This window comes from Lactobacillus sp. CBA3606 (assembly GCF_002970935.1).
Taxonomy (GTDB): Bacteria; Bacillota; Bacilli; order Lactobacillales; family Lactobacillaceae; genus Lactiplantibacillus.
Genome location: NZ_CP027194.1, coordinates 521,697 through 546,735 on the forward strand (window position 1 = coordinate 521,697; position 25,039 = coordinate 546,735).

Annotated in this window: 20 protein-coding genes and 1 riboswitch; of the genes, 2 read left to right on the forward strand and 18 right to left on the reverse strand. The window is 43.9% G+C overall.

All coding sequences use genetic code 11. From position 1 onward, the window contains the following. Positions 1 to 82 precede the first annotated feature (82 nt). Positions 83 to 204: riboswitch (FMN riboswitch) on the reverse strand. 58 nt (positions 205 to 262) lie between these two features. The 10 genes from C5Z26_RS02645 to dnaE all read right to left on the reverse strand — a co-directional run bounded on the left by C5Z26_RS02645 (position 263) and on the right by dnaE (position 11,363). Next, positions 263 to 979 (reverse strand): pseudouridine synthase, encoded by a 717-nt coding sequence (locus C5Z26_RS02645; protein ID WP_105448480.1) that lies wholly within the window; start codon positions 977 to 979, stop codon positions 263 to 265. After that, positions 979 to 1,587, reverse strand: coding sequence for an SMC-Scp complex subunit ScpB (scpB, locus tag C5Z26_RS02650; RefSeq protein WP_105448481.1), 609 nt, complete (start codon positions 1,585 to 1,587; stop codon positions 979 to 981). The genes C5Z26_RS02645 and scpB overlap by 1 nt, the downstream gene beginning before the upstream one ends. Continuing rightward, a complete protein-coding gene (locus tag C5Z26_RS02655) occupies positions 1,574 to 2,338 on the reverse strand; it encodes a segregation and condensation protein A (protein ID WP_370447978.1) in 765 nt (254 codons plus the stop codon). The genes scpB and C5Z26_RS02655 overlap by 14 nt, the downstream gene beginning before the upstream one ends. Continuing rightward, entirely contained in the window at positions 2,310 to 2,690 is a 381-nt protein-coding gene (locus C5Z26_RS02660) for an N-acetyltransferase (protein WP_105448482.1), read from the reverse strand. Before C5Z26_RS02660 ends, C5Z26_RS02655 begins: the two co-directional genes overlap by 29 nt. Before the next feature lie 14 nt (positions 2,691 to 2,704). After that, a complete protein-coding gene (gene xerD / locus C5Z26_RS02665) occupies positions 2,705 to 3,595 on the reverse strand; it encodes a site-specific tyrosine recombinase XerD (RefSeq protein WP_105450113.1) in 891 nt (296 codons plus the stop codon). 7 nt (positions 3,596 to 3,602) lie between these two features. Beyond that, a complete protein-coding gene (locus tag C5Z26_RS02670; protein WP_105448483.1) occupies positions 3,603 to 4,490 on the reverse strand; it encodes a CvfB family protein in 888 nt (295 codons plus the stop codon). Between the two features lie 16 nt (positions 4,491 to 4,506). Beyond that, positions 4,507 to 4,965: a DUF441 domain-containing protein gene (locus C5Z26_RS02675; RefSeq protein WP_105448484.1), complete on the reverse strand. Its 459-nt coding sequence runs from the start codon at positions 4,963 to 4,965 to the stop codon at positions 4,507 to 4,509. A 133-nt stretch (positions 4,966 to 5,098) separates the two neighbouring features. Then, a complete protein-coding gene (gene pyk, locus C5Z26_RS02680; RefSeq protein WP_105448485.1) occupies positions 5,099 to 6,859 on the reverse strand; it encodes a pyruvate kinase in 1,761 nt (586 codons plus the stop codon). Between the two features lie 74 nt (positions 6,860 to 6,933). After that, positions 6,934 to 7,896, reverse strand: coding sequence for a 6-phosphofructokinase (gene pfkA / locus C5Z26_RS02685; RefSeq protein WP_105448486.1), 963 nt, complete (start codon positions 7,894 to 7,896; stop codon positions 6,934 to 6,936). Between the two features lie 113 nt (positions 7,897 to 8,009). Next, positions 8,010 to 11,363 carry a DNA polymerase III subunit alpha gene (gene dnaE, locus C5Z26_RS02690; protein ID WP_105448487.1) on the reverse strand — a complete coding sequence of 1,118 codons (3,354 nt, stop codon included), beginning with the start codon at positions 11,361 to 11,363 and terminating at the stop codon, positions 8,010 to 8,012. Between the two features lie 127 nt (positions 11,364 to 11,490). On the opposite strand from dnaE, the gene C5Z26_RS02695 reads away from it, so the two are divergent. Further along, complete coding sequence (locus tag C5Z26_RS02695) at positions 11,491 to 11,691, forward strand: YjzD family protein (RefSeq protein ID WP_105448488.1); 201 nt, start codon at positions 11,491 to 11,493, stop codon at positions 11,689 to 11,691. Between the two features lie 55 nt (positions 11,692 to 11,746). Here C5Z26_RS02695 and clpB read toward each other — a convergent pair whose 3' ends face one another. The 4 genes from clpB to C5Z26_RS02715 form a co-directional block, all read right to left on the reverse strand. After that, entirely contained in the window at positions 11,747 to 14,350 is a 2,604-nt protein-coding gene (gene clpB / locus C5Z26_RS02700; protein ID WP_105448489.1) for an ATP-dependent chaperone ClpB, read from the reverse strand. A 114-nt stretch (positions 14,351 to 14,464) separates the two neighbouring features. Then, positions 14,465 to 15,706: a peptidase T gene (gene pepT, locus C5Z26_RS02705; RefSeq protein WP_105448490.1), complete on the reverse strand. Its 1,242-nt coding sequence runs from the start codon at positions 15,704 to 15,706 to the stop codon at positions 14,465 to 14,467. 20 nt (positions 15,707 to 15,726) lie between these two features. Continuing rightward, positions 15,727 to 16,752 carry a Nif3-like dinuclear metal center hexameric protein gene (locus C5Z26_RS02710; RefSeq protein ID WP_105448491.1) on the reverse strand — a complete coding sequence of 342 codons (1,026 nt, stop codon included), beginning with the start codon at positions 16,750 to 16,752 and terminating at the stop codon, positions 15,727 to 15,729. After that, a complete protein-coding gene (locus tag C5Z26_RS02715; RefSeq protein ID WP_105448492.1) occupies positions 16,739 to 17,446 on the reverse strand; it encodes a tRNA (adenine(22)-N(1))-methyltransferase in 708 nt (235 codons plus the stop codon). Before C5Z26_RS02715 ends, C5Z26_RS02710 begins: the two co-directional genes overlap by 14 nt. Positions 17,447 to 17,690: 244 nt before the next feature. Here C5Z26_RS02715 and C5Z26_RS02720 point away from each other — a divergent pair, with 244 nt between their 5' ends. Next, the gene (locus tag C5Z26_RS02720; RefSeq protein ID WP_105448493.1) at positions 17,691 to 18,551 is read left to right on the forward strand and encodes a helix-turn-helix domain-containing protein; all 861 of its coding nucleotides are present in this window, start codon (positions 17,691 to 17,693) and stop codon (positions 18,549 to 18,551) included. A gap of 81 nt (positions 18,552 to 18,632) precedes the next feature. Here C5Z26_RS02720 and rpoD read toward each other — a convergent pair whose 3' ends face one another. From rpoD to glyQ, 4 genes are all read right to left on the reverse strand, one after another. Further along, positions 18,633 to 19,751 carry an RNA polymerase sigma factor RpoD gene (rpoD, locus tag C5Z26_RS02725; protein WP_105448494.1) on the reverse strand — a complete coding sequence of 373 codons (1,119 nt, stop codon included), beginning with the start codon at positions 19,749 to 19,751 and terminating at the stop codon, positions 18,633 to 18,635. A gap of 14 nt (positions 19,752 to 19,765) precedes the next feature. Further along, positions 19,766 to 21,634 carry a DNA primase gene (gene dnaG, locus C5Z26_RS02730; protein WP_105448495.1) on the reverse strand — a complete coding sequence of 623 codons (1,869 nt, stop codon included), beginning with the start codon at positions 21,632 to 21,634 and terminating at the stop codon, positions 19,766 to 19,768. Between the two features lie 263 nt (positions 21,635 to 21,897). Further along, positions 21,898 to 23,979 carry a glycine--tRNA ligase subunit beta gene (gene glyS / locus C5Z26_RS02735; RefSeq protein ID WP_105448496.1) on the reverse strand — a complete coding sequence of 694 codons (2,082 nt, stop codon included), beginning with the start codon at positions 23,977 to 23,979 and terminating at the stop codon, positions 21,898 to 21,900. Then, positions 23,979 to 24,878, reverse strand: a complete 900-nt coding sequence (gene glyQ / locus C5Z26_RS02740) for a glycine--tRNA ligase subunit alpha (RefSeq protein ID WP_105448497.1) — start codon at positions 24,876 to 24,878, stop codon at positions 23,979 to 23,981. The genes glyS and glyQ overlap by 1 nt, the downstream gene beginning before the upstream one ends. Positions 24,879 to 25,039: the final 161 nt, after the last annotated feature.

Sequence of the window (25,039 nt, forward strand, 5' to 3'; positions counted from 1 at the left end):
ACTTCGTCATTTTCTACAAAAAAACACCCTGAGCCTTAACGGTCATCAGGGTGAGGTTATTTGCGGATTTATGCCAAATAAGCTCGATCTTCTTTATACCAGACTTTAACTGTCGACTTTGGAATCACACCAAATCACTACAACAAACGTAGGTCGCGGGCTATAACCGCCGGTCGGGAATTACACCCTGCCCTGAAGATGAACCAACTATTTATTTTTGTAACAGTTTAAGTTTAACGATTTTTAACCCATAATGCAAGCGTTATCTTTCGCCTTTTAATTTACTAATTTCAATTGGCTTCAACTTACGATATTCACCGGCCTGCAAACTTTGCAAGTCTAAGACACCATAGCGTTCCCGTTTTAGCTTCGTTACGGGATGCCCAATCGCCGCCAGCATATTTTTAACTTGATGATTATGGCCTTCGTGGATGGTCAATTGTACCAACGCATTATTTTTCTTGTGGTCACTATCCAATAAATTAGATTTTGCCGGCGCTGTCATGCGGCCATCAATTTCAACCCCTAATCGTAATTGCTTTAAATCAGCATTTGTTGGGACGCCTTCCACTTTAGCCAAATAAGTTTTTTTGATTTCAAATTTTGGATGGGTTAACCGATTGGCTAAGGCGCCATCATTAGTCATAATTAATAACCCTGAAGTATCATAATCCAAGCGGCCCACTGGATAAATCCGTTCCGGTACATCTTTGAAAAAGTCCATCACCGTTTTCCGGCCCCGTTCATCATGAACCGTCGTCACAACACCACGTGGCTTATAAAACAAATAATAAACTGGTTTTTCTGCCAATAAAGGTAGCCCATCAACCTCAACCCGGTCGCTAGCTTCAACTTTAACCCCTAAGGTAGTCACGGTTTGCCCATTCACACGGACATGTCCCGAGGTAATTAGTTTTTCTGACTTGCGCCGTGACGCCACGCCCGCCTCGGCCATCACTTTTTGTAATCGTTCTGCCATTAGTTTTCCTCACTATCTTCATGTTGTCCATTCAATCTATCTTGAAATGCCGTTAAAAATAAATCAGTTTCAGGTGCTGGATGCGTGGTATCGCTTAACGCCTCCAAATCAATCTTAGGTAGCTCTTCCAATGATTTCAACCCAAAGTAATCCAAAAATAGTTCAGTGGTCCCATACAAAATTGGTCGACCGGGCTCACTTAGTCGCCCAGTTTCTGTTACCAATTGGCGTAAGACTAATTTTTGAATCGTCGAACCACTTTGAACACCCCGAATTTCATCAATTTCAATTCGCGTTAGCGGCTGTCGATAAGCAATAATTGCCAATACCTCTAGCGAAGCCTGCGATAAACTCGTTGATAGTGGCGCCTCAAAGTAACGCTTCAAAATCGGTGCGACCGCTTGCTTAGTCGCTAAGCGGTAGGTGTTCGCCGTAGATAAAATCACCAAAGCACTATCCGCATCTTGTTCATACTTAGCTGCTAGGTTCGTTAACATCATATTGATTGCAGGTTTGGCAAAACCAGTCGCATGTTCTAACTCCGCAACTGTAATTCCTTCATCCCCAGCAACAAATAATAAGCCTTCAATTTGTTCAATGTTCGTCATGCTGTTCATCCTGTCGTAAATATAAATGAATCGGTCCAAGGCCATCGGTCTGAACCAATCTTAATTGTGCTTGCTTAGTTAATTCTAACACGGCCATAAAAGTCGTGACTAACATATCATCACTGGCAGTCACCGTAAATAAGGCCGCAAAATCGACCCCCTGTGGCTGCTGTTGTAACTGCTGAGCAATCTGTTGCATTCGGTCTTCAATGTTGACAGGATCGGCCGTCACCGTTTTTACGAGCGGCTGAGCGCGTCGCCGCTTGGCAACCAATTGTCGAAATGCCGCTTGCAAATCAGCGACGGTAATCCCCGCAGTGAGCTTGGGGACCGCTAATTCGGTTGGCACCAACATGGCTTCGCGTGTAAAATGCTGATGACGCGCTTGCTCTTTAACGCGCAATTCTCCTGCCGCTTCTTGGTACACTTTGTAAGCCAATAATTCCGCAACCAGTGAATCACGGGGATCCTCATCTACCTCAGTTTCAGCCAACTCATCGGCCTCTGCCGACGGTGGCAATAAATATCGACTCTTAATCGTCATTAAAGTCGCCGCCATGACCAAATAATCACCTGCCACATCTAATTGTAACGCCTGCATAGAATGTAAATAATCCAAATATTGCTGCGTAATTTCAGCGATTGGAATATCGTAAATATCCATTTTGTTTTGCCGAATGAGGTGCAATAACAAGTCCAAGGGACCCTCAAATTCTGAGATTTTAATGGTGATTGGCTGTTCGTTGTTCATCACGATTGCGCTCCCATTCCCCAATAATTGGGGCCATTTCTAAGGTACCCATCACCCGTTTATCCGGATATAACGCTGCTAGCTCATCTAACATTTGATGTTGATTGGCCGGTGTCCGTTCTTCTGGCGATAAGGAATCGTGGTGAACTAGAACAAAATCTGTCCCAACTTCTAACCCCACGATGCCACTAAAATCACCACTAGCTTGCCGCCACAATAATAATTGATGATTACCAGTCGCCTGATACCATTTCATTTCAGTCTGCAAATGACCAATATCTTTAAAATCAGGAATAAAAGAGAGTAAGCCCATCGCCACTTTTTCGTAGTCTTTACGATATTTAACTAACATCAGACCCCTCCTAACTAAGCCCGGGGATGGTATTTATTATAAACCTCCGCCAGTCGCTTTTTGGTAATATGCGTGTAAATTTGCGTCGTTGAAATGTCCGCATGACCCAATAGCTCTTGTACCACCCGCAAATCAGCGCCATTTTCCAAAATATGCGTTGCAAACGAATGGCGCAAGGTATGCGGGGTCACATCTTTTTCAATGCCAGCCGCTTTCACACTGGCTTTCAGATTTTTCCAAACACCCTGTCGTGTCAGTTGCCCACCGTGATTATTAAGAAATATATAAGTATTTCGTCGCTTAGGTGAAACTAACTTGGGCCGGGCTGTTTTAAGGTAACGTTCAACGAAATCAATCGCAATATCACCGATTGGAATAATCCGTTCCTTATCACCCTTACCAATCGTTTGTACCAAGCCTAAGTCTAAATGTAAATCATCCATTTTTAAATTAATCGTTTCACTGACTCGTAGACCAGTTGCGTACATTACTTCCAGTAGCGCCCGATCGCGTAAACCTAAAGTGGTGTCTAGCTTAGGCACTGCTAATAGCCGTTCGACCTCGTGCGCCGACAAGACTTGTGGCAAATGTTGTGCCCGTTTAGGGGTGTCGATTTTTAGCATTGGATCTTGATCAATCTGTCGTAATTGCACCAGATATTGAAAAAATTTCCGTAAACTAGAAACCGCATGAATAATTGTATTCCGCGACTTACCCGTCTCATCTAAAACTTGAAGATAATTTAGAATCACATAACGATCGACTACCTTGAATGACGCAATTTTTTGAGTGGTCAAATAACCACAAAATTCGGTCAAATCCTGCCGATAACTTTTAATACTATTCGTAACTAGCCCGCGTTCGACACGCAAAAAATGCAGGTAGTCAGCAAGCTGGTCCTGCATCTCTCGATTAATCGTCGGCTTCGTCATCGCTAACCTCAATTAACTTAATTTCACCGGGTTGTTGACTAATGAGTCGTTGCTTCAATAAATTACCGACGGCGCGCTTAAATTGTGACTTACTAATCCCAAAATAGGTCCGAATATCTTCGGGATCACTTTTATCCCAAAAAGGTAATGTATGAGTGCCTTGATGTTGTAATGCCGCTAATAACATCTGAGCATCATCGCCAATTTCTTCATAGCCCCGGGGCTTCAAAGAAAGGTTCATTTCGCCATCACGTAAGTTACCGATGACCCGGGCCTTCATGTGCTGCCCCAGACGTGGTTCTTGATCTCGTTCTGAAGGGTGCACAAAACCCAAATGACCATCATCAGTAATCACGGAAGTTCCCGCCATTTTTAAGCGAAAGACCGTCACAACTGTATCAGTATTTTTAACTTGGTTACGATCATAAGGCGTCGCAATTTCCGCAAAATAAGTTTGATCGGCTAAAGTACCCCATAACCGTTGCTTGTTATCCCGCGCGAGCTTAACCATTAATCGATCGTCTTTTTTAGGCCATAGCCGACTAATCGTTGGCAATTCATCCAATGAAACCACTAAATCTTTGTTTGGTAACCCAACATCGACAAACACCCCTAAATCATGGCGTGTGCGCACAACAGTCCCCCAAACATAATGGTCAAATGAGATTTCAGGAATATGCCGCGTTAATTGTAACCGATGTTGCTCATTTTCATAAGCAAACCCTTCATATAAGCCACCGATATGTAACGGTTGTTCTGGTTCCAACTTATCAACCCAGAACGTTTCACCATTAACTTGTACAAAATACGCATCATCATTTTCATCCGTTACCTTACCTGTAACGACCGTTCCCATAATACTTTCCATGTTTAACTCCTTTATATTATTGCAAACTCAAATGTAAAACTTGAATAATACAATAAGTAATGCCGGCCGCAATAATCGGGCCAGCCGCAATTCCACGTAACAACACCACACCTAAGATAGTCCCAAAAACTAATGCCACTGTAATTTCTGGCGTTGCCGATAATAAACCGACACCGTGAAATGACAGCACTGAGACTAACACACCACAGGCAACTGCAATCCAACCGACTGGCGATTTGAAAGCATGCCATAAATCCTTAAAACCAACTTGACCCGTGGCAATTGGAATGAGGATGGCAACCGTAATGACGGTCACGCCCCAATTAATCCCCTTTTGCCCAATCGTCGTCAATAATTTATTCGTATTTGGAATGAGCTTAATCAGTAAAACAACCACGGTGGCAATTTGCAAGGATTGATTCTTACCTAGCCAAGCCACCACTAAAATAGCTAATAAAAATAGCCAACTTTCCATATGACACCTCACGTGATATTAATTGTAACTGAAAACGCACCAGATAGCGAGGTTTGACCGCAATTAACTCATAATATGTATATAAAAAGCCGCCGCAAAGCGACGACTTTTTACGTTCAAATTAAATTTGAAATTAAAGTGCGTTAGATGCACCGCGGTAAATGAACCCACGACGTGAATCAACTGTGATCAATTGACCATCAGCAATAACAGAAGTTGCATCCTTAACACCAACGATAACTGGAATCCCCATTGAGATACCAACAACCGCAGCGTGTGAAGTTAAACCACCGTTTTCAACAATCAAAGCACTAGACTTTTCAATTGCTGGCAAGTAGTCTTTGTCGGTCGTCTTAGTAACTAAAACGCCGCCTTCAACAGCCTTGTCAATTGCTTCTTGCGCAGAAGTAGCAATAACAGCCTTACCAATGACAGTTTCGTCACCGACACCTTGGCCATCAGCTAATTTTGAGCCGATTAATTGAATCTTCATGATATTAGTTGTCCCACGTTCACCAACTGGAACCCCAGCGGTGATCAAGATTAAGTCGCCTTCCTTGGCAAAACCAAGTTCAACAGCTTTAGAAGCAGCTAAATCAAACATGTCATCGGTTGTTTCTGGTTTTTCAGCCACGATTGGTTGAACACCCCAGTTAACCATCAAACCACGTTGTGTCCGTTCGTCGAAAGTGATTGCTAAAATGTCAGCATCTGGACGGTACTTTGAAATCATCTTAGCAGTGTAGCCAGATTCAGTCGCAGCAACAATCGTCTTGATACCCAAGTTTTTAGCAGCCCGAGCAATCGCGATACCAATGGTTTCAGTAACACTAGTCTTATCGAAACGGTTTAATTGTAAACTACCGTTTTCAGCTAAAGTGTTTTCAGCCTTTTGGTCGATTTTAGCCATCATAGCAACTGATTCAACTGGGTAAAGCCCATTAGCACTTTCACCTGAAAGCATCGTTGCGTCAGTACCATCAAAGACAGCATTGGCAACGTCAGAAGCTTCGGCACGAGTAGGACGTGGGTTTTCTTGCATTGAATCAAGCATTTGAGTAGCCGTAATAACTGGCATCCCTAAAGCATTACATTTCTTGATCAAGCTCTTTTGTACCAAAGGTACATTTTCAGCTGGAATTTCAACACCCATGTCACCACGAGCAACCATCAAACCATCACAAACCTTAAGAATTTCATCGACATTGTCGATACCTTCTTGTGATTCGATCTTAGGGAAGATTTGAACATGTTCCATATGCTTTTCTTCGAGTAATTCATGGATGTCTAAGACATCTTGTGGCTTACGAACGAAAGAAGCAGCAATATAGTTGATTTCGTGATCCAAACCGAAGCGAATATCGCTTGAGTCCTTTTCAGTAATCCCTGGTAAGTTGATTGAAACGCCAGGAGCGTTGGTCCCTTTACGTGAACCTAGAACACCGGCGTTTTGGACAGTGGTAACCAATTCGCGGTTAGCTTCGTCTTTTTCGTCAATCTTCATGTCTAATAAACCATCATCGAAGAGGACATGACCACCAATATGAACATCGTCATAAAGGCCATCATAGGTAACGGCAATTCTGTCATGAGTTGATTCTAGAGAATCATCCATGGAAATACGTACCTTATCACCGATCTTGTATTCAGACTTACCATCTTTTTGAACAGTTGTCCGAATTTCAGCACCCTTAGTATCAAGCATGATACCAACAGTCTTACCCGTAATCTTTTCAGCTTCATGAACCTTGTTTAAACGATCCAAATGTTCTTCATGATCTCCATGTGAGAAGTTAAAGCGGAAAATATTTGCGCCGGCTTCAATCAATTTAACAATAGTGTCGATATCGGTGCTGGCAGGACCAAGTGTTGAAACAATCTTGGTTTTCTTCATAAGAAAAATCTCTCCCTTGAAAGTTTTTATAAAAAGACATTTACGTCATTTTTATCAAATTAGTAAAAAACAAATTAGTTAAATGAAATCTCATCATTCAACTTAGTCAATGATAGTTCAGATTCATGTTTAGAATCAAACAAATCTAAAATACTATGGTTAACCAATTGATTATTTTGGATTCCAACGGCGACGCCACCCTTACCCGCAAGTAAGAGTTCAACTGCATAGGCGCCCATCTTGCTGGCCATAACACGGTCTTTAGCAGTTGGACGACCCCCACGTTGCATATGACCAATTGTATTGGCCCGGGCATCAAAGTCACCATATTCAGATAACTTTTCAACAAATTCAGCTGCACCCATGACACCTTCCGCCAAAACAACAATGTTGCTTCGATGGCCGTTAGCCCGGTTGTACTTAATTTTGTTGGCGATGGTTTCCATATCCCAATCTTGTTCAGGAATCACGATAGCGTCGGCACCAGCTGAAACGCCAGCCCACATAGCAACGTCACCAGCTCCACGACCCATAACTTCCACAACGAAAGTCCGGTCATGACTGTGTGCCGTATCATGAATCCGATCAAGTGCTTCAACGTCAGTATTAACTGCCGTATCAAACCCAATCGTGAAATCAGTAAATGGAATATCGTTATCAATTGTTCCTGGTAATCCAATAGTGTTATAACCATGTTCAGTTAAGCGCAAGGCCCCATGATAAGACCCGTCGCCACCAATAACTACCAAGGCATCAATACCAAACTTCTTTAGTTGTTCGATACCTTTCAATTGACCTTCAACTTGAGCGAATTCAGGATAACGTGCTGAATAAAGTAATGTGCCACCTTGTTCAATCACACCATCCAAATCTGCTGACTCTAATTTATGAATGTCGCCAGCAACCAATCCGGCAAAACCGTAGTTGATGCCGTATGCTTCTAACCCTTCGGCCATTGCTTTACGAGCAACAGCACGAACGGCCGCATTCATACCAGGAGCGTCACCGCCACTGGTTAAAATACCAATGCGTTTCATTTTTTCACCTCAGGCAATAAATTGAGTTCGTAACTCCATGAGTAATTTTAACACTTTTACCAAAAGTTGTCTGTTATTTTTTGAAATTAAATATGATTAAAAACGCCGTCACATCAAGGGGTTTCGCTTTTTACGACAACATTATCGCGACCTAACAGGCTTGTAAGCGCTCCAACCATTTTTTCATCATCCGTCACCCAATACTGGGAATTTAGTTCAACTGTCTTACGAGCAGTGGCGGAATAGATCAAAACCGGGTTTGGCCCGGGGGCTTGCCGTAAAATCGTCAGAATCTGCTTTTGAATTGTTGGGGTTGCCTGGTCCGCTGTTAATCGTAAAAATAGCTGGCTCGTTGGTGCCGTAAAACTAGCTGCCGGTTGCCATTGATCAACAATCAGTTGTAACCCACGCTGTTGTTCTACTTTGCCACTAACTAATACGACGGTTTCCGATTTCAACTCGGCCTGTAACCGTTGATAGGTGTTAGGGAAAATCGTTAGATCAATTTCGCCAGACAAATCACTACCCGTGGCAAAGGCCATCGGTTGTCCTCGTTTGGTCCGAATAACCCGTGTCTTCGTAATATAGACCAATAATTTCACGCGTGCTTCAGCACGGCACGCACTAATTAACGTTGTTCGCTGCTGTTGTGCCAGCCAACGATAGGCTTCCACCGGATGTCCTGACACGTATGCCCCCAGATAGTCGACCTCTTTGGCCAATCGTTCACCTAGCGGTAATTCTGGTTGCTTTTTGATAGTCGGCGCTAATGAAGCAAACAAGCTCATACTATTTCCCGCCAATTCGGCACTAGACATTAGTTCTGGCACGGCGGTTAGTAGTTCCGCTCGATTCAAACCAAAATGATCCAAAGCACCCGCATAAATTAAGGCTGTCATTAGATCCGGCTTCAACCATTGTGAATCAAGCCGCTGCATCAACTGCTGCAAGCTTTTAAACGGCCCATTTGCTTGCCGTTCAGTCACAATACTACTAATAAAATCGCGCCGTAAACCCTTAATTGAACTCAGGCCAAAGATGATACTTTCGCCGTCCCAATCAAAATAATTGCGACTACGATTAATGTCTGGCGGCACGATTTTGACATGGTGTTGTTTAGCTTCCCCTAAGTATTGCTTTAATTTGGTCCCGTTACCCAGGATTGAATTCATGAGTGACGTGAAAAAAGCACCAGGATAATGCACCTTTAAATAAGCTAATTCAAACGCCATCTTGCTATAAGCCACCGCATGTGACCGATTAAAGCCGTAATTGGCGAATTGTTCAATATATTGGTACACTTCGGCCGCCACCGCGGTTGAAAAATGTAAAGCTGCTGCCCCTGTCATAAACTTTTGTCGCATCTCATCAAGGACGATTTTCTTCTTTTTACTCATTGCGCGCCGCAACAAATCCGCTTCCCCGAGGCTAAAGCCCCCCATCACGGCGGCCACCTGCATCACTTGTTCCTGATAAACCAAAATACCATAGGTGGGGCCTAAAATAGGTTTAAGCGCATCGGCGGGATAAGTGACCGCTTCAGTCCCTTTTTTACGCGCAATAAAGTGATCAATGTTTTCCATTGGTCCTGGCCGGTAAAGCGCATTGACTGCGGCAACTAGTTCAAAATTATCGGGATGTAGTTGGCGTAAGACGTTCCGAATCCCAGCTGATTCAAATTGGAAAACGCCCGTCGTATCTCCTGCTTGAAATAATTGCAACGTTTTTTCATCATTTAGATCAATTTTTGTCAGGGCCAACGGCTGGCCTGTTTGACGTTGCACATAATGAAGCGCACTCGCCATTAAAGATAAATTTCGCAAACCCAAGAAATCCATCTTTAACAATCCCACGGCTTCCACCGTGTCTTTGGTATATTGGGTCATCAGCATCGTTTCACTACCCGCTTGTAAGGGCACAATTTGAATTAACGGAACCTGACTCAATACCACCCCCGCCGCATGTGTTGAATAGTGTCGCGGTAGCCCTTCAATGCGTTGTGCCGTTTGAAAGAGCAACTGATTCTTACTGGAATCGGCTACGAGGTTTTGCAGTCGGCGGGACGCTTGATAAGCGGCTTTCAAGGTAATGTGTAACTGATTAGGGATGGCTGCACTCCAATCACTCATCTCAAAAGTCGATAGGCCAAAGACCCGACCAACGTCTCGTAAAGCTTGTTTAGCCGCCAAGGTCCCAAAGGTAATGATTTGTGCCACCCGGTCATGGCCGTATTTGTCATGGACATAGGTCAAGACTTGCTCACGACGATTATCCGGAATATCTAAATCAATATCCGGCATGTTCGCCCGTTTGGCATTTAAAAATCGTTCAAATAAGAGCTCATATTTGATTGGATCAACATCCGTTATTTGCAACACGTAAGCCACGAGTGACCCCGCTGCTGACCCCCGGCCTGGTCCGGTTGTAATTTGAGCCTGATGCGCATAATTCATGACATCCCACACAATTAGGAAGTAATCATCAAATCCCATCTGATCGATGACTTCTAATTCATGATCCAAGCGCTGATGATACGTCTCAGTAGCAGTTGTCGCTGGCATTGCTGCCAAACGCTGTTGTAATCCTTGTTCACAGAGCTGGCGTAAATATTGGGTTGCCGGTTGTTGGTCAGGTGTGGGAAACTTTGGTAGCTGGGGTTTTTGAAAAACTAAGGTGACTTGACAAGCGGCAGCAATCTCAGCCGTAGCTGCAACGGCAGCCGTTAAATCCAACTCAGTATACGCTGCAATCAGGTCGGCGGGCGCCCGTAAATAATGACTGCCCGGCACCGTCTGCAATTGTTCCGGCTGGTCAATTTGTTGACCACCGCCGATTGCTTGCAAGACTGAAACGGCAAAATAATCCGTCGCTTGGACGTAATCCACCGGATCTAAAGCGACAATTGGCACTTGTAACTGCTGCGCAAATTGTACTAAAGTTGTCCGCAAAGCCGGTGATTGATCTAACGAGACCCCCAAATAAAGACTATCGGCAGTCGTTGCTGCCTGTAGTTGCTGTACCCAGGCAGTCGCAGCTTGGGCGTTATCTTGTAATAATAACGTGGCCAACTCACTATTCCGAGCTGGCGTTAATACCATTAAATGACCCAAATGTGGGGTCACCGCTGCTAAAGTTAAGGGTGCCGCCTTAGTGGCCGTTTGTTTCAAGGTTGATAGTTGCATTAACGCTTGATAACCGGTCCAGTCTTTAGCTAAAACGATTAAACTAAACGTTTGCTCACTTTCCGGACGTTGACTAGCCAACGTTAAATTAATCCCTAAAATTGGGGTAATCTCAGCTTGACGACAGGCATTATAAAAATCCACAATGCCATACATCACGTCAACATCAGTCAATGCCAACGCAGGGTACCCTTGTTGCTTCGCTGCTTGGACCAAATCAGTGACGGTACTTGTACTTTGCAGTAAACTAAAGGTACTCATCACTTGTAGGGGAATATATTGCATCTTAGGGCTCCTTTCTGAAGATTAATTGATTTCATTATACCAAACAGTTGTTCCAGACGGCAGTCATAAGGTAATTGCATTTCTGATTAGTTGTGCTAAAATTACTTTCACTGGGAGGTGTTAGAATATGACTAAACAAATCATGGTAATCGTTTGGAGTGTTATTTTTGGTGAAGTCATCGGTTATATCGGTGGTGCACTTGAACAAATGACTTACAATTTTGGCGAAATCGGCGTGGTTTCAGCAATTTTTGCCTTAATTATGGTCAACGGCATTTCATACATTACTAATCATTCTATGCCCATTAAAGGTGCCAAAAACAAGTAAACTGGCTAAAAATAAAAACCCGACTTAGTCGTCATTGACTAAGCCGGGTTTTTGTTTAGGCTTTAACTGCCGGTTGTGTTTCAAAGGTTAACTGATTGTCCACTAATTTAATCAATACCGTTGACTGTGGGACCACTTTGCCAGCAATAATTGCCTTGGCCAGTGGGGTTTCCACATCTTTGGTAATCAATCGCCGCAATGGCCGTGCACCATAAGCCGGTTCGTAACCTTCTTGCGCTAACCAGGCTTTGGCTTGATCTGAAATTTTCAAAGTAATTTCACGGTCTGCCAGCCGGACGGACAACTGATCAATCAACTTAACCACGATTTGTTCAATCGCGGACAACTGTAACGGTGTGAACATGATAATATCATCCACCCGATTTAAAAATTCAGGTTTGAAGCGACTTTGAACCAACTGCATCACTTGGTCATGCGTTCCCGCAGCTAAGTGACCTTGATCATCCATACCAGCCAATAGTAATTCCGATCCCAGGTTCGACGTCATGATCAAAATCGTATTCTTAAAGTCAACCGTCCGTCCCTGACCATCCGTCAAACGCCCGTCATCTAACACTTGTAACAAGATGTTAAAGACATCGGGATGGGCCTTTTCGATTTCATCAAATAACACGATTGAATAAGGATTTCGACGTACCGCTTCAGTCAGTTGGCCACCTTCTTCATAACCAATATAGCCCGGTGCCGCACCCACTAATCGTGAGACAGACTCCTTCTCCATATATTCACTCATATCGATTCGAACCATATGATCATCAGCATCGAACAAATTCTCAGCTAGCGCTTTAGCTAACTCAGTCTTACCGACCCCGGTAGGACCTAAGAACATGAATGACCCTAGTGGTCGGTTAGGATCTTGTAGCCCCGCACGCGACCGTAAAACGGCATCCGCTACCGCGGTTACAGCGGTATCTTGACCAATGACCCGTTGATGTAAGTTATCAGCTAAATGCAACAGTTTTTCCCGTTCACCTGCCACTAACTTATTCACCGGAATCCCAGTCATCCGCGAAACCACATTAGCGACTTGGTCGGCCGTGACAGACTCTTCAACGAGCCAATCGGCATGGTGATCATCCGCTTCTAACTGTTGTAATTCCGCCGTTAGCTTCGGAATCGTGCCATGCTGCAAGCGAGCTGCGGCTTCCAAATCATACTGGCTTTCCGCATTTTCAAGGTCATGCTTTGCTTGGTCTAAAGCCGATTTTTTAGCGCTTAACGTTTGCAAACTCTTCTTTTCAGCCGTCCAACGTTCAGCCAAGGCCCGTTGTTTTTCTTGGGCACTAGCGAGTTCCTGTTTTAACTCACCCAAACGTTGCACCGAAGCCGCATCCGTTTCTTGTTTCAACGCCGCAGCTTCAACTTGTAATCGCATTAATTGCCGGTTAACCTGATCGAGTTCTGTCGGATTAGAATTCATTTCAACTCGAATTTCTGCTGAAGCTTCATCAATCAAATCGAGCGCTTTATCAGGTAAAAAGTGGTCGGTAATATACCGATCAGATAGCTTAGCTGCGGCCACTAGGGCATTATCATGAATTCGGACACCATGATGAATTTCGAACCGTTCTTTGAGTCCTCGTAAAATACTAATGGTATCTTCCACGGATGGTTCCGCAACTAAAACCCGTTGGAACCGCCGTTCAAGGGCTTTATCCTTTTCAAGATATTGCCGATACTCATCCAACGTCGTGGCCCCAATCAAATGCAATTCACCGCGGGCTAACATTGGCTTTAATAAGTTCCCCGCGTCCATGCTACCTTCCGTTTTACCGGCACCCACAATATTATGAATTTCATCAATAAACATAATAATCTGACCATCGCTCTTTTTAATTTCTTTAAGGACCGCTTTAAGTCGTTCTTCAAACTCACCACGATATTTGGCCCCAGCAATTAAGGCACCCATGTCTAAAGAAAATAGTGTTTTATCCTTTAAATTTTCCGGCACATCGCCACGGACGATTCGTTGCGCTAAGCCCTCGACAATCGCCGTCTTACCAACCCCAGGTTCACCAATTAAAACGGGATTATTTTTAGTTTTCCGTGATAGAATTCGAATCAAAGCCAAAATCTCTTCATCGCGCCCAATAACTGGGTCTTGATTCCCTTTCCGAGCAGCCTTAACTAAATCGACCCCATACTTCTCTAAAGCTTGATATTGATCTTCTTGATTTCGTGATGTCACCCGTTGGCCCCCACGAATCCGGTCCACGGCATTCTTAACCTGCCCAGCCGTAATCCCTTGTTTGATCAAATATTTTGTGAACTGATCACTAGTTTGAGCCATTAACGCGAGTACCACGGCATCAGTCGCTAAGAAGTCATCACCCAGTGTTTTACGTTTGGCATCAGCTGCCTGCATCAAGGTCGCTAAGCTGTTACTAAAACTCTGACCATATTGCACGTTACCACCACTGACCGTACTAATATCATCCAATTCACGATCTAATTCCGTTTGTAATTGTTCAAGATCTGCACCGGCTTCACTGAAAATCTGACGCACCAATTCACCTGGTTGCGTTAGGAATTTAAATAGATGTGGGACCCCAACTTCTTGATGATGCCGAGTTTGCGCAATTTGTTGGGCTTGTGCTAATGCTTGTTGTAAGCTTTCTGTTAGTTGTTCTGGATTCATAATTATCATAACCTCCCAAAATTCGGTTAGCAAAAAGGTAGCTAAAATAGCTACCAATTATTGTTTGACCTTTATTGACTATTAAATTATATAACGAATCGCATCACTTGCCAACTATTTAGCTTGCTGCGTATTATCGTGCACAATTTGTAGAATAACATCCACCGCTTGTGCCATAACTTGTTCTGAAACGTATTCAAAACGGCCATGCATGTTTTCACCACCAGCAAACAAATTCGGCGTCGGTAAGCCCATGAACGAGATTTTTGAGCCATCAGTCCCACCACGAACTGGATAAATAACCGGTTTAATCCCTAAGGTCTCCATCGCATGTTTAGCGAGGTCAACCACCGTCATATCCTTTTCAATCACTTCACGCATATTGTAATATTGGTCTTTCATCATGACTTTTAGATGATTAACGCCATATTGCGCATTGATTTGGTCAGCGGCCGCTTGGAACGTCTTTTTACGAGCTTCAAAAGTCGCGCGGTCATGATCACGAATAATATAGGTCATTTTTGCATTATCAACCGTTCCATCTAACGCCAACAGGTGGAAAAAGCCTTCCCGACCACTGGTTTTTTCGGGCACATCATGCGCGGGTAAAGCCTGCTGAAAGTCTACCGCTAATTGTAACGCATTCACCATAATTCCTTTGGCTTCACTGGGGTGCACATTAACGCCGGTGATTTGGACCTCAGCTTGAGCCGCGTTAAACGTTTCATATTCCAATTCACCTAAGGGCCCACCATCAACGGTGTAGGCATAGTCCGCATTAAAATCGGCAACATTAAAATGATCCGCACCAGTCCCAATTTCTTCATCCGGGCCAAATCCCAGCCGAATCGTGCCATGTTTAATTTCCGGATGAGCTAATAAGTATGCCGCTGCACTAATGATTTCAGCCACACCGGCCTTATCATCAGCGCCCAACAAAGTCGTCCCATCCGTCGTAATTAACGTCTGGCCAGCATAGTTTTTCAAGCTAGCAAAAACCTTTGGATCGAGCTCATAACCACTTTCACCGAGCTTAATAATAGATTTGCCATCATAGTTTTCAACGATTTGGGGAGTCACGTGTTCCGAATTAAAATCAGCTGTGTCGATATGCGAGATAAACCCCAATGTTTTCATTGGTTGCGTGCTGGTCGCGGGCAACGTTGCAAACACGTAGGCACTTTGTGGGTCCTGATGAACATCACTTAGCCCTAAAGCGGTTAACTTAGTCATTAATTGCGTTAAAAAAGCTGTCTCGCGTGGTGATGATGGGACCGTTTCAGACTGTTCATCTGACCGACTATTAATTTTTACAAACGTTAAAAAATCAGAAATCAACTGTGGATATTTTGCCATATGAATCTTCCTTTCGAGGTTTAAATAAAGGTAAACGGATCGGTATTAATTTTAGACGGGACAACTGCCAAAGCCCACTCATTTTCAAGCCGCCACTGGTCAAATAAGGCTGTTAACTTCGGAATACAAATACTTTCAATATGGTGACCGGGATCAACTACTGATAATCCTGCGGCCAACATATCATGGCCGGTATGATAATAAACATCACCAGTAACATAGACCTGCGCACCCTTTTGTAGTGCCTGCTGATAAAATTTACCCCCATCACCGCCTAAAACGGCCACGCGCTGAATCAATTGATCTGGTTGGTCACTTATGAGCCGTAATCCACCTAATTGAAAGACTTGCTTACACTTAAGGGCAAATTCAGCAACAGTCATTGGCTGAGCTAACTCACCAATGCGACCCATCGACGACGTTTGACCGCCAGTTAATAGCGGGAGCGCTTCGTAATCCCAAGTGCCCGGCGTCACAAATTGATTAATGCCAGCAACCGCCGTAGCTAAATCTGGCCGTGGTAAGTTCACGCTAAATTGTTCACCCGAATTCAACGCATACCGATTCAAATGAGCTTGGGGACGTGCCGTCAAGTATTCTTGGACCGCTTCCACTTGATCCGTCGGCACCGTTACGGTTAACTTCACAAATTCAGTCCGATGACCAGGTACTAACCCCGTCACGTGCTGTAAGTTTAGCGCCGCTGCCAACCAGTCATTCATCCCATTATCAGCACTATCCAGATTCGTATGTGCTGCATAGACCAAGATATGATGAGCAGCAATTTTCGCATACATCGCTTTTTGGGGATCTTGATAATCTAAATTAGCCGTTGGCCGAAACATCACCGGATGATGTGCAAAAATCATATCAGCACCGACTCGAATCGCTTCATCAACGACTGCTGGCCGAACATCCAGGGTGACCAACACACGTTTTACTGGTTGCTTAGGATCGCCAATTTGTAACCCACTCGGATCTCGATCCCATTTTAAGGACAAGGGTGCAAATTGCTCAAAACGGGTAATTAAATCACTTGCCAACATCAGCTAAGACTCCTTCAATTAATTTTATTTTAGCGTTAATCGTGGCTAACTGTTCCGTTGGCGCCACTTTTGCTTGTTGCATCTGGGTCACTGCAGTTTGTGCCCGTGCTAATTCATGTTGCCACTTAGCACTAAACACCGGTGATTTTTCAGTCCCTAGCAATGGTCCCACTAGCAACTCTTCCGCCGTATATTGAACCGCATGCGTCACCGGTTCAGCCACAATAATTTCATACGTATGACCATCCTCAGCTAGAATCCGTTCAGCCACGATTTGAAACCGATGCGTCATTAACCAAGTCCGTAACGTTACTTCACCAACATTAGGTTGTAAAATCAGCCGTTGCACACCAGCTAATTGGGCTTGGCCTTGATCCAAAATATGCCGAATCAACGGGCCACCCATACCAGCAATCGTCACCACGTCAATCTGATCAGCTGGTTGAATTGCTGCCAAGCCATCGGCTAAACGGGCATGAACCCTTGCCGTTAATTGTAATTTTTCAATCTCCTGTTGTGCATTCTCAAATGGTCCACGAACCACTTCACCCGCAATACCATAACTAATTCGCTGATTTAAAGCCAAATTAGCTGGTAAATAAGCGTGATCGGAACCAATATCGGCTAGCCGTGCTCCTAGCGGGACAAAAGCCCCCACCGTTGCTAACCGTTGTGATAATTGTTTGGCATCCACCGACATAACCCCTTTTATCAAGTCATTTTAGTATTCTAAACATAGTTTAACATGCTTTAACCTGCTTTTTCAGATTGACCTTTAAAAATTATTGGATTAAATTAATCCCTTTTTAAAATTAATTTCCAAGCGTTACCGTAGCTTAATGATATGAGGAGGTCAGTGAACCAGCATCGCGACAGCTCACGGTGCCAAGCGCCACCATTACCATCTAATCGACCCACACTAAAAGGAGTGCTTCAATATGATTCAATCGCAACTTGAAACCATTTTGCAAGATCGAACAATGACCCCAGCCGAATTGGCCCACTTAACGGGGATTGAGCATCATACTTTGACCAAGTTAATTAATGGTCACGCCAAAAGTATCACTTTTAGTCACCTGAATAAAATCATTCAGGCATTAGACATCGAATTGGAAACGCTTTTCACAGTTACGCCTGATTTAGATTTGGACGTTGACCTGACCAGTATTAACGAAACTACCAAACACTTCACCGGGACACTTCACTTTATCGACCACGAGCAACAATTAACCGTTGACTTGCCACTAACCGGCACCTATCGCCAGACCGGTTCGCTGTTTACATTCACCATGAATGATGCCTTTGACGACCAATTGGATGGCGATGGTATCGCCACGCGTTTAGATGAGTTACAACCTGTCGAAACCGTGACGCACACCAAGCAACAGTTATTGGCGCTATTAAAGGCTCATCCCGAACAGCAAGCTTGGTTTGAACCCGCCGGCATGCAATTAAGTGATGAGCCGACTGATGCTGAACTCGAACGCTACTTACAAGTCGGTAACTTAGTGGCTCGGACTCAATATGAAAAGTTACATCGCTTATTGGAACCCTTAGCAATGAATTTTTTAGCCGCCATTTATAATAGTTTCCCGCAATTTTTAGGTGACCCCCAACTCATCACGGTCCCCTGGGGCATTCCTGACACCTTTCGTGTTTTTAATTTCAACTTGGCTGAAAGTCCTGAATCCCTGGCAACCAACGGGATTACCAAACGCCAAGAACAATTCCGCCAGCAACAAGCCTTTCCCGTTAGTTATACTAGTTTAGACGTTATTAGCTATTTTTCGCCCGCTTAACCTAAATTAAGGTCTAACTAAAAATGGCGCCAAAAGTCCCCTCATTGCAGGGGTCTTTTGGCGCCATTTAAATAGTTGTTTTTATTCCAAGAAATCTTTTAATTGTTTGCTCCGTGAAGGATGGCGTAACTTCCGTAAGGCCTTGGCTTCAATTTGGCGAATCCGTTCGCGAGTAACCCCGAAGACTTTTCCAACTTCTTCCAAAGTCCGTGTCCGACCATCATCCAAACCGAAACGCAACCGTAACACATTTTCTTCCCGATCAGTTAAGGTATCTAAGACCCCTTCTAATTGTTCTTTTAATAATTCATATGCAGCGGCATCGGCCGGTGAAGTCGCATCCTGGTCTTCAATGAAGTCGCCTAAATGGGAATCATCCTCTTCACCAATTGGCGTTTCCAACGAAACTGGTTCTTGCGCAATCTTCAAGATTTCGCGAACTTTTTCCGTTGGCATATCCATTTCAGCCCCAATTTCTTCAGGGGTTGGTTCCCGGCCCAAATCTTGTAGTAATTGCCGTTGAATTCGGATTAACTTGTTAATCGTTTCGACCATATGAACGGGGATTCGAATAGTCCGCGCTTGGTCCGCAATGGCCCGCGTAATTGCTTGGCGAATCCACCAAGTGGCATAAGTTGAAAACTTGAATCCTTTGCGATAATCAAACTTTTCAACCGCCTTCATCAAGCCCATGTTACCTTCTTGAATTAAATCCAAGAATTGCATCCCCCGACCAACATAACGCTTCGCAATCGAAACGACTAGCCGCAAGTTAGCTTCAGCTAATTCCTGTTTAGCCGATTCATCGCCTTGTTCGATCCGCAAAGCTAATGCCACTTCTTCGTCAGCCGTCAACAAATCAACCCGGCCAATTTCTTTCAGATACATCCGCACGGGATCATTAATCTTAATCCCCGAAGAAGAGCCGGCGCTACTTAATTCTTTCTTGCTAACTTTTTTAACACTCTTAACGGCCCGAACATCGGGTTCACCCTTTTCGTCAACGACACTGATCCCAGCATCTTCAACTTTTTGCAATAATTTATCAATGCCACTAGCATCTAATTTATATGGCGCCGCAATCTTGTCTGATAATTCATCATACTTGATACTGCCCGTTTTCTTATATTCTTTAATTAAAGCCTTAACCGTCTTGTTGTACTCAGCTGTCGTGGTTTTTGTTGCTTTTGCTTTCGCCATAAAGTAGTAGCCTCCTATAAATTGTCAGCTTGTTTGACTTGCTGTTGTTGCCGATATAATGTAATTAATTCTAGCGTTAGTTGCTGCACTAAATCATGATTACCGATTTGCTTAGCAGCCATGAGTTCTGCTTTTTTACTTGTGATTTTTTCGACCACCGGTTGCTGGTTCATAATGACATTCACGAGGTCCGCCACTTCTTCAGTAGACGTTTCCTCGGCCACATCCATAAACTCTAGCCCAGTTAGGACCGGTTGTAATGCCGAATCCGCCATAAAATCAGTAAAGTTAGCTAACTCAAATTGCGAATGGGTCTTAAAATAAGCCTCCGCATACACGAGAATTTGTTGGTATTGGTCATGAATAAAGTTAAATCCCGCAATGGCCATAACCCGTAACCACACATCATGATCGTGCAGTAACCGATATAAAAGCAACCGTTCCGCCCGTTCTGCACGACTAAGTGGCCCTGCCGCAGCCGGTGCGCCCGTCATAGATAAGGGCGGGGGGGTCTGCGGCGGTGGCGCTTGCTCCGGCCGGGTTGTTGGCTGCCGATGAACAGTTTGCTGACCAACTAACGAGCGTAATTGCTGGCGCAAGTCTCCTTTATCCAACCCAAATTCCTGTACTAATTGATTCAGATATAAGTCTTGTTCCACATTGGAAGACAACTTAGCTAATTGTGCTAGCACAGCTTCCAAATAGGTGAGCTGATCCTGCGTATTTTGCAAATTCAAATCATGCCGTAAATATTGCATTTCAAAGGCCGTGGGCGTTTGTTTACCATCATCAAAGACTTGCTGAAACTTAGTTGCATCCGTAGCGCGCAAATACTCATCTGGGTCCATCCCATCAGGCATTTGCACGACACCCAGTTGCAAGTGACTGTTGTCACCCAAAAGTTTCAAGGCCCGATCAGTCGCTTTTTGCCCGGGCATGTCACTATCATAGCAAATGTACAGTTGGTCCGTCACCCGTTCCAACATATAGATTTGTTCGTTCGTCAAACTGGTCCCCATCGAAGCGACCCCGTTTTGAATGCCAGCCCGATAGGCCGCAATGACATCCATAAAACCTTCAAACAAGATAACGGCTTTTTGCTGACGAATGGCGCCCCGCGCTAAGTCAAAATTAAATAGCACCGCCCGTTTGTTGAATAGCTTTGTTTCCGGACTATTTAAATATTTAGGTTCATCCGGAGACTTTTTTAAGATTCGGCCAGAAAACGCAATAACGCGCCCACTCGCATCCTTAATCGGAAACAAAACCCGATCAACAAACCGGTCCCGTAACTCGCCGGCTTGATTTTCAATAAATAATCCAGATTGTCGTAATAATTGATAGTCGGTTTGATGTTCCTTAAAAAAATCTAATAATAATTGATTGGCCGGCGCATAGCCGATACCAAAGGTTTTAATGGTCTCATCGTCCAACCCACGGGCATGTAAGTATGCTAACGCAGGTTCGCCTAAGGCAGTATTCACTAGAATATGTTGATACATCTTAGCGCTATCAGCATACAGCGTTAATAAATCCGCTTGTACTTGATCTTTAGGCGCAGCTGGCTGGGATTGCGCAGTATAAGTTGCTGGCAAGTCAATATGACCAAACTCAGCGACCTGTGCCACAGCTTCAGGAAAAGTGAGATTTTCTAAATCCATGATAAATGAAAAAACATTCCCACCACGGCCACAACTGAAACAATGAAAAATTTGTTTTTGCTCATTAACTGAAAACGATGGGGTCCGTTCCTCGTGAAATGGACAGAGCCCAAAAAGGTTCTTCCCCGCTTTTTTCAGTTGCACATACTGACCGATAAAATCCGCAATATTGACCACTGAACGAATCTGGTCAACTTTTTCTTCCGGAATCAAATTGGCCACTTTGCCACCCCATTTCTCACTTAATCGACTGACAAACCGCTTGAAGCCTCTAACAGCACCGAAAAATCGCATCACGTCAACGAGATGCGACTATTAACGGGCAAATTTATACAGAATATATATTATCACAAGTTTGACAGCTGTGCAATAATAAGTCTCAACTATTAGACACTTTTGTCAAGTTTGTCGGTTTTTAGACCAAAAAAGACATCAAGTTAGGGCGACTGGCCTCACTTGATGTCTTCATTATACGCGCTTCAATACTATTTAACGATTAATTGGTTCAAATCACCCATAACCGTTACCATATTTGCAATAATCAATAATTGCTTCAAATGATTATCGCGAACCTGATCATCTTTACTCATCACCATCGTTTGGTCAAAGTAAGCCGCAATCAATGGTTGGAGACCGGCTAAAGCTTTGAATCGATCCTCCATCGTCATTGCTGGTGTCATTTGCTGTTGTAATTTTTCAACGGCGGTATAAAGGGCCTGCTCAGCGTCATTTTCAAATAACGCCGGGTCAACAACTAAGTCATCAACCGTCAGATCAGCTTTGGCCGTAATCCGTAATAACCGGGTCAACGCTTCAATCACCGCTCTAAATTTAGGATCATCTTGATGGGCATTTAAAACATCGGCGGCCATAAACATTTCACGAATATCTTGACGGCGGCCTTTAACGACCGTATCAACGATATCATATCGTAATTTCCGATTGCTAAACCACTGCTTGACCCGATCAGTTAAGAAATCAACCACTGGTTGTGTCTGCTTAGCAAAGTCCAAATTATAAGTCGCATCATGGGCTTGCAATTCAGCTTGAATCTCTGTTTCAAGTTGTTGAATTGGGAAGTCCCAACCCTGATCACGGACAATCCGAACGATACCAAAAGCTTGGCGCCGTAACGCAAAGGGATCATTCGACCCACTTGGCGTTAACCCGACTGCGAAGAAACTCGTGATTGAATCTAATTTATCAGCAACCGCTAACACTGCGCCTACCTTTGACTTTGGTAAGGCGCCATCTGCGTTAATTGGCAAATAGTGTTCCCGAATTGCTTGACCGACCATCGGATCTTCACCCTTTAAGACGGCGTATTTTTCACCCATGACCCCTTGTAACTCTGGAAATTCACCAACCATCCCCGTTACCAAATCAAACTTATAAATTTGGGCGGCACGATGTAATTGATTCTTTTCAGTTTCAGTTAGGCCAAAACGGTTGGCTAAGAAACCACTAATATACATAACCCGTTGCATTTTTTCATACATCGTCCCAATCTTATCATGGAAGCTAACCTTCTTTAACCGTTCAACATAGGCCTGAATTGAGTGTTGTTGGTCTTCATGGTAGAAGAAGGCAGCATCTTCTAACCGGGCCGTTAAGACTTTTTGATTCCCTAACACCACGTTTTGTAAATGATCAGCGTTCCCATTACGAACCGATACGAAATGTGGTAACAAACTACCAGTTTCATCCGTCACATGGAAAAACCGTTGATGGTCGCGCATCGACGTCACTAAGACCTCGTCTGGAATCGTTAAATACTTGGTATCAAAATCACCGGCAAAGGCCGTTGGGAATTCAACTAAGTTATTCACTTCTTCAAGTAAATCTTCATCGACCACAATGTGCCAGGCGTGTGTCGTTGCTAAGGTCGCAATTTGTTGTCGAATTTGATCTTTCCGTTTAGCAGCATCCGCAATGACCGCCACTTGTGCCAAATCAGCTTCATAGTCCGACGCTGTTTTAAGGGTCACATCATGCCCCAAGAAACGGTGGCCGCGACTAACCCGACCCGCTTCAACATCTAAAATCTTAATTGGGACAATCTCATCATCAAGTAATGAAACTAACCATCGAATTGGCCGGATATACTTAAAACTGAACGTGGACCATTTCATCATCGTTGGAAAGTTCATCTTAGTGATGACCGCTTTAACCCCCGTTAAAACGTCACTAGCCGCTTTGCCTGGCGTAAATGTTTGAACAAAAACGTATGGGGTGCCCTTAATTTCTTTAAAGACGATATCGTCAGTCGAAGCACCTTGACCTTTAGAAAAGCCAATCGCTGCTTTCGTCCAATTGCCATCCGCATCTTGAGCAATTTTTTTAGCAGGGCCACGGACCTCTTTTTTAACATCAGCTTGTTTGTCTGCCAAACCTGTAATTTGGACCGCCAATCGCCGCGGGGTTGAAAAAACAGTCATGGATTCAAACGGCAACCGTTCTTCCTTCAAAAAAGTCGTCAACCGTTCTTTCAATTGTAAAATGCTTGGCGTAACGACGTGTGCAGGCATTTCTTCCAAACCAATTTCTAATAAATAAGTTTTAGCCATTATTTCGTCTCCTCCTGCGCATGCTTCAACAATGGGAAGCCTCGTTTTTCACGTTGCGCCACAAATTCTTTGGCAATCGACTTCGCCATGTTCCGAATACGATCCAAGTAACCGGCCCGTTCTGTAACCGAAACCATTCCCCGTGCATCCATTAAATTAAAGGTATGGCTACACTTCAAACAATAGTCATAGGCCGGATGAACCAAACCATTTTCAATTTGGCGTTTAGCTTCTTTTTCATATTCATCGAATAGCATTAGTAGTAATGTTTCGTTACTTGTTTCGAAAGCATACTTTGAGTTTTCAAATTCTGGTTCCAAGAAGATATCGCCATACTTAACACCGTCGCCCCATTCCAAATCAAAAACAGAGTTAACGTCTTGAATATATGATGATAGTCGTTCTAGGCCATAGGTAATTTCAGAAGTCACTGGATCAACCTCGAGACCCCCAACTTGTTGGAAATACGTAAATTGGCTGATTTCCATCCCATCAAGCCAAACTTCCCAACCAACCCCGGCACAACCCATAGATGGGTTTTCCCAGTTGTCTTCCACGAAACGAATATCATGTTCCAACGGATTAATGCCAAGTTTCTGTAAGCTTTGTAGATATAAATCTTGAATATTTTCAGGCGAGGGCTTCATCACAACTTGGAATTGATGATGTTGATATAACCGGTTAGGATTTTCACCATACCGACCATCAGCAGGACGCCGTGAGGGTTCCACATACGCTGCATGCCAAGGTTCTGGACCGATTGCCCGTAAGAAAGTATACGGACTCATCGTCCCGGCCCCTTTTTCCGTATCATAAGATTGCATTAACATACAACCTTGATCTGACCAAAATTCTTGCAAGGTTAAGATAATATCTTGCACTGATAATTTTTTGCTCATTTTCTGCCTCCCAAATTTAGTGACTGACTAGCTTTAATTCCACAAAAAAAGTCCCCTGCCGTTCAAAATAACGACATAGGGACGATTGATTTCGCGGTTCCACCCTACTTCTGAGTCACCTCAGCAGCTTAATTAAGTTATAAAAAGCTCCGAGAGCGCCA